Here is a 449-nt window from a genome sequence, read left to right as displayed (position 1 = left end):
AAAATGGATTCTAGGGGAAACTGTATTAGTTGCGGTGCTGTACTATAATTTGCCTTCATCGGCAGAAAGCAGGAATAATGACACTAAATTTTGAAACCAACAAGACTGTTTCGGAAAAATGGATTCAAGTCCCCGGGCCTGACAACGATATGACGTTTGGTATAAATCCAGATTACAAACCTATTGTTCCAGATGAAGAATTTGTAAACACCAACCCCCGCTGTAAGAACTGCAAATTTTGGGGAACTGAATGGAAATGGAGTAGTGACGAGGATAAAATCTGTTCTCGATTTCGTGGACACATAAACGACGGATACGGAACTGTTATTATCAAACCGTCGAATGGAGGGGTTGAAGTGGATGTTGCATTCCCTCCCGACTTTGGATGTATTCACTTTGAGGTAAAGGATGGCGAAATTAACAACGTGTGACATTTGCAAGAAAGAAGC

1 protein-coding gene is annotated in these 449 nt (G+C 41.2%); it reads left to right on the top strand.

Annotated features, from left to right (window positions below; translation table 11 throughout):
* Positions 1-77: 77 nt before the first annotated feature.
* Positions 78-431: a hypothetical protein gene (locus AADR41_RS42430; RefSeq protein WP_342287813.1), complete on the top strand. Its 354-nt coding sequence runs from the start codon at positions 78-80 to the stop codon at positions 429-431.
* Positions 432-449 lie beyond the last annotated feature (18 nt).

This window comes from Streptomyces sp. CLV115 (assembly GCF_038448545.1).
Taxonomy (GTDB): Bacteria; Actinomycetota; Actinomycetes; order Streptomycetales; family Streptomycetaceae; genus Streptomyces; species Streptomyces sanglieri.
Note: the sequence above shows the minus strand (reverse complement) of the source record. Positions and strands in the feature narration are given on the sequence as shown.